The sequence below is a fragment of the Sulfitobacter sp. HI0129 genome (assembly GCF_001635395.1).
Taxonomy (GTDB): domain Bacteria; phylum Pseudomonadota; class Alphaproteobacteria; order Rhodobacterales; family Rhodobacteraceae; genus Sulfitobacter.
Map to the genome: position 1 here is coordinate 1 of NZ_LWGH01000529.1, position 4,939 is coordinate 4,939.

Sequence of the window (4,939 nt, forward strand, 5' to 3'; positions counted from 1 at the left end):
TTTCCTCCGCCGGAAACACCACCTGCACGCAGGTATTGCGGGCGGGCAAGCCGTGGATCGTTGTCCCTGAATGGCGCTACTTCGATGAGCAGTTGCGCAAGGCGCAAGCACTGGCCAAGGCCGGTGTGGCGCTGCACCTGCAAGATTTCCCCGCCTCCGTTCAGGCGTGGCGTGCGGCCGAAGCCGAAGCCGAGGCGCGCCACGATCCGGCGCTGCAGGGATCGCTGGTGCGGGCGGATGCCGCACTTGCCACCGCAGACTGGCTGGAGGCGCTGATCGCGCGGCTCTGGTCCTATGAACCGACAAACCAGATGAAGAAAGAGGTCAATCATGTCTGACGTATCCGTCCTGACAATCGCCGCGGGGCGCGAGGAACATCTGCGCAACGTAGTGCGCGGTCTCGCACGGCAGACGCAGCAACCTGTGGAGCTGGTCATCGCCGTGATGCAGGACGATATCTACCGCGACCTTCCGCGCACGAATTTCCCGATCCGGCAATTGCGCATGGACCAGAACGATATGCCCCTTGCAGGCGCCCGGAACCGGGCCGCCGCGCAATCGAAGGGGGAGAAGCTCGTCTTTCTCGATGTCGATTGCATCCCGGCGCCGAGGCTCGTCGCGGATTATGCCGCACATCTCGATCACGGACCGGGCCTCTATATGGGGGAAGTGCTGTATCTGCCGGGTGGCGCGGCCCGGGATGGCATCGATTACGACGCTTTCGACCGTATCGCAGTGTGCCATACCGACCGGCGCGGCCCGCCCGAAGGCGCGCTCGATCTCTGCGAAGACTACCGCTGCTTCTGGTCCCTCAACTTCGCGATGACGCGCGAAGACTGGGAGGCGATCGGCGGCTTTGATGAGCGCTACAAAGGATATGGTGGCGAGGATACTGATTTCGGGCGGCAGGTCGCCGAGGCGGGGATGCCGATCTACTGGGCGCGCGGTGCGCGGGCCTATCACCAGTATCATGTGCACTTCATGCCCCCGATCCATCATGTTGCATCGGTCATCCGAAATGCGGAGCTTTTTGCAGAGAAATGGGGCCACCGCACGATGGAGCACTGGCTGCACGCCTTCGTCCGCATGGGGCTGATCGAGAACACGCCCCAAGGCCTGCGCATCCTGAGAGAGCCGAACGAGGACGACATCGCGTTGTGCCGTCAGGATCCGGATATGCCTTTTGCCAGCACCCGGCGGGTGCTCGACATCCTCGATGGCGTCGACCCGAAGGTGGCGTGGCGCAAGCGTCACGCGGAACTGGAAAAGGCGCAGTCCCGTCTTCTGTTGCCAGCCGCAGAGTAGCCGCCATGCGCATCGCCATCGTCTCTCATATCCGTCATGCCATCGCAGCGCCTTTCATGGGCGGGATGGAAGCGCATTCGCATATGCTGGCGACTGTGCTGCGCGACCGGGGCCATGAAGTGACGCTCTTTGCCTCAGGTGACAGCAAGCCGGACGCGGGCATCGCGTTGGAACCCATCGTCACCCGGCATTATGACGCGGTCTATCCATGGCATGACTTTCACGGTACGGAGGTGCTGAACACGCATCTCGATACGGCCTATGGGGCGGTACTGCCGAAGCTGACTCCGGATCGTTTCGACGTCGTGCACAACAATTCCCTTCACCGCTATCTGCCCCGGCACGCGCGTCAAATCGGCATGCCGATGCTCACCTCGCTGCATGTGCCGCCTTTCAAGGTGCTGCGCCGGGCGGTGGAGGATTCAATCGCCCCCTGGTGCCATTTCACCGTCTGTTCGCAGGATCAGTTGAACGAATGGTGGCCGGAGCACAAACCGGAAGAGGGGCATGTTGTCTACAACGGGATCGACCTTGCGAAGTGGGATTTCGTGGCTCAGGGCGACGGAACCGCCGTCTGGGTCGGAAGGATCACCCCCACGAAGGGAACCGGCCCCGCCGTGCAGGCCGCAAGGCGCGCGGGGGTGCGCCTGAGGATCTATGGGGTGATCGAACATCAGGACTATTTCGAGACGGAGGTGGCACCCTACCTTGATGAGCGGATCACCTATGAGGGGCACCTTGATCAGTCGCAACTGCGCGCACGGATCGGTGCGGCCTCTGTCGCACTGTTCACGCCCTGCTGGAACGAACCCTTCGGTCTGGTCGCTGCCGAAGCCATGGCCTGCGGCGTGCCGGTGGCAGGCTTCGCCCGGGGCGCTGCGGCGGAAGTCACGGGAAATGGCGGTCGCCTCGTCCCGGAAGGCGATATCGACGCCCTGGCAGAGGCGATCAAGGTCGCAGGTCGGATAGACCGGGCCATGGTCCGTCGACGTGTGGCGGAGAACTTCAGCCTCGATACCATGGTGCGCGGCTATGAAGGGCTTTACGACCGGGCCCGCCGTGGCGCTGCGTCCTTTGTCGCACCGCGGCGTTTTGCCCCCTATGAGCTGCCGGAACCTCAACCCCTGGTCGCTGAATAGCGGGTGGGCCAGGCGTCGCGCCGATACTTCCCTTCGGTAAAGTTTGGGTGCTGTTTCACTACACCTTTTCGAGGCTTCGCCCTATGTTCCAGAAAAACGACTGTTCTGGATACTTGTAATGAATGATTCGACTAACCCGTCTAGCTGGAGCGGCGAGAGAATATGTACTGGCACCAAAGGGTTGGACGACGTTCTATGCGGCGGCCTGACCAAAAGCCGTCTGTATCTCGTCGAAGGCACACCGGGCTCCGGCAAGACGACCCTTTCGATGCGCTTCCTCTTGGAAGGGCATAAAAACGGGGAGCGTGGCCTTTATATCACGCTGTCAGAGACCATTCAGGAACTCAACGAAGTTGCGAACTCCCATGGTTGGGATCTGAGCGGTCTGGAACTGTTCGAACTGGTCCCGGAAGAAGACTTCAGTATCGAGAATGAACAGACTTTGCTGCATCCCAGCGAATTCGAATTGGGCGAGACCGTCAAAGGCGTGATGAGCCGGGTGGAGCAGACCAGCCCGAAGCGGGTCGTGCTGGACAGCCTGTCAGAGCTGCGGCTGTTGGCGCAGAACCCGCTGCGTTACCGCCGCCAGATCCTCGCCCTCAAACACTTCTTCGCCAAGCGCAACTGCACCGTGCTGGTGCTGGACGATCACAGCGCAGGGTCGAACGATCTGCAGCTTCATTCGATCGCACATGGGGTGATCTCGCTTGAGCAATCCGCCAGCGACTTCGGATCGGAACGCCGCCGGATGAGGATCGTGAAGATGCGCGGGCTGAAGTATCGCGGCGGGTACCATGATTTTTCCATCGAACGGGGCGGGCTAGAGGTTCATCCCCGCCTGATCGCGTCAGAACATCACCGGACCTTCTCCTCCGAGCCTGTGACCACGGGGCTTGCCGGTCTCGATGCGCTTCTGGGCCAAGGGCTTGTGCCGGGGACCAACACGCTGCTCGTGGGGCCCGCGGGCGTGGGCAAGACCACCACCGCGATCCGCTGCATGCTCGCCGCCCTGCGCAAGGGCCAGAACGCCGCATATTATCTTTTCGACGAACGGCTATCGACGCTGATCATCCGGTCAAAAGCGCTGGGTATGGATTTGCAACCCTATCTCGACAACGGGCAACTGATCCTGCGCCAGATCGACCCGGCAGAGCTTTCCCCCGGCGAATTTGCCACCATGGTCCGCTACGCGGTGGAGGAGCATAACGCCGATATCGTGGCGATCGACAGCCTCAACGCCTATCTCTACGCCATGCCGAGCGACAATTACCTCGTGCTCCAGCTGCATGAATTGCTGAGCTACCTCAGCCAGCAGGGTGTCGTTTCGCTGATGATTCTCGGACAGCATGGGATTATCGGCGATCTGCGCAGCGATATCGATGTCAGCTATCTTGCCGATACGGTCATGCTCCTGCGCTTCTTCGAGGCGAAGGGTTCCGTGCTCAAGTCCATCGCCGTGGTCAAGACACGCACGGCGGAGCATGAACGCAGTCTGCGCGAGTTCCGCATAAGCGACAAGGGGATCGAGATCGGGGACCCCATAGCGGCCTTTACCGGTATCCTGTCGGGGGCCCCGGTGTTCGAGGCCGGCCCGCTTCTTTCCGATTCCGGAAGGGAAGGGTCTTCGCGGTGAACGCTTTCGGTAACCCCTCCCCGGGATCCCGACAGGCGGATGAAAAGCTTACGACCATCGCGATCTTTGCCCCCCATGGGCGGGACGCCCAGGTTGCGCTGAAGCTTTTGGAAAAGGAAGGGTATGACGCGGTAACGGTAGACACGCTTTCCGAACTCGGATCCCATATCCGCAACCACATCGGCTGCATATTGATGACCGAAGAAGCGATGGCGAGCGATAATCTTGCCGTCGTGCAGGAGGCGATTGCCGATCAGCCTTCATGGTCGGATCTGCCGTTTGTCGTTCTTTCCAACGGTACGGCAAGCCAGCGAAGCCGGAACGCGACATCCCGCATCGATACCCTGCGGAATGTGATCCTGCTTTCGCGCCCGCTGCACGCCGAAGAGCTTATACGCGCAATCAACTGGGCGCTTGCGGCGCGTGTAAGGCAGGTTCAAGCCCGTCAGCATGTGGAGGAAATCGAGCTCCGCGAAAGCCAGTTGCTCGAAAGCGAGACGCGCTTTCATACCATCGTGAATTCCGTCGATCAGATGATCTGGTCGACCCGCCCTGACGGCTTTCACGATTTTTACAACGATCGGTGGTACGAATATACCGGCGTGCCCAAGAATTCGACGGACGGGGATGCCTGGAACGGGATGTTCCATGAGGAGGATCAGGAAAGATCCCGGCGTATCTGGCAGCATTCACTGGATACGGGCGAACCCTACGAGATTGAGTACCGCCTTCGCCAAATGTCCTGATCACCGACATCCTGATCTTCTGCCTCTTCGCGGCCTCGCTGCATTTCCTGCTGGGGCAGGGCGGGCTGGTCAGTTTCGGCCACGCGGCCTTCTTCGGTGGCGGCGCCTATGTGGCC

At 61.0% G+C, this 4,939-nt stretch carries 5 protein-coding genes; all 5 read left to right on the forward strand.

What is annotated here, in order from left to right:
• A partial coding sequence (locus A3764_RS14455; RefSeq protein WP_269085025.1) for a glycosyltransferase occupies positions 1-338 on the forward strand: 338 nt, incomplete at its 5' end.
• On the forward strand, positions 331-1,305 hold the full coding sequence (locus A3764_RS14460; protein ID WP_067928641.1) for a glycosyltransferase family 2 protein: 975 nt from the start codon (positions 331-333) through the stop codon (positions 1,303-1,305). The genes A3764_RS14455 and A3764_RS14460, both read left to right, overlap by 8 nt.
• A gap of 5 nt (positions 1,306-1,310) precedes the next feature.
• Positions 1,311-2,444 (forward strand): glycosyltransferase family 4 protein, encoded by a 1,134-nt coding sequence (locus tag A3764_RS14465; RefSeq protein ID WP_067928644.1) that lies wholly within the window; start codon positions 1,311-1,313, stop codon positions 2,442-2,444.
• Positions 2,445-2,562: 118 nt separating this feature from the next.
• Positions 2,563-4,077, forward strand: a complete 1,515-nt coding sequence (locus A3764_RS14470; protein WP_067928646.1) for an ATPase domain-containing protein — start codon at positions 2,563-2,565, stop codon at positions 4,075-4,077.
• Complete coding sequence (locus A3764_RS26255; protein WP_067951704.1) at positions 4,074-4,823, forward strand: PAS domain-containing protein; 750 nt, start codon at positions 4,074-4,076, stop codon at positions 4,821-4,823. Before A3764_RS14470 ends, A3764_RS26255 begins: the two co-directional genes overlap by 4 nt.
• Positions 4,824-4,939: the final 116 nt, after the last annotated feature.

Bases quoted from the DNA above. Each gene is read 5' to 3' on its own strand.
- A3764_RS14470 (WP_067928646.1), top strand. From the start codon at position 2,563: ATGAATGATTCGACTAACCCGTCTAGCTGGAGCGGCGAGAGAATATGT.
- A3764_RS14460 (WP_067928641.1), top strand. From the start codon at position 331: ATGTCTGACGTATCCGTCCTGACAATCGCCGCGGGGCGCGAGGAACAT.
- A3764_RS14465 (WP_067928644.1), top strand. From the start codon at position 1,311: ATGCGCATCGCCATCGTCTCTCATATCCGTCATGCCATCGCAGCGCCT.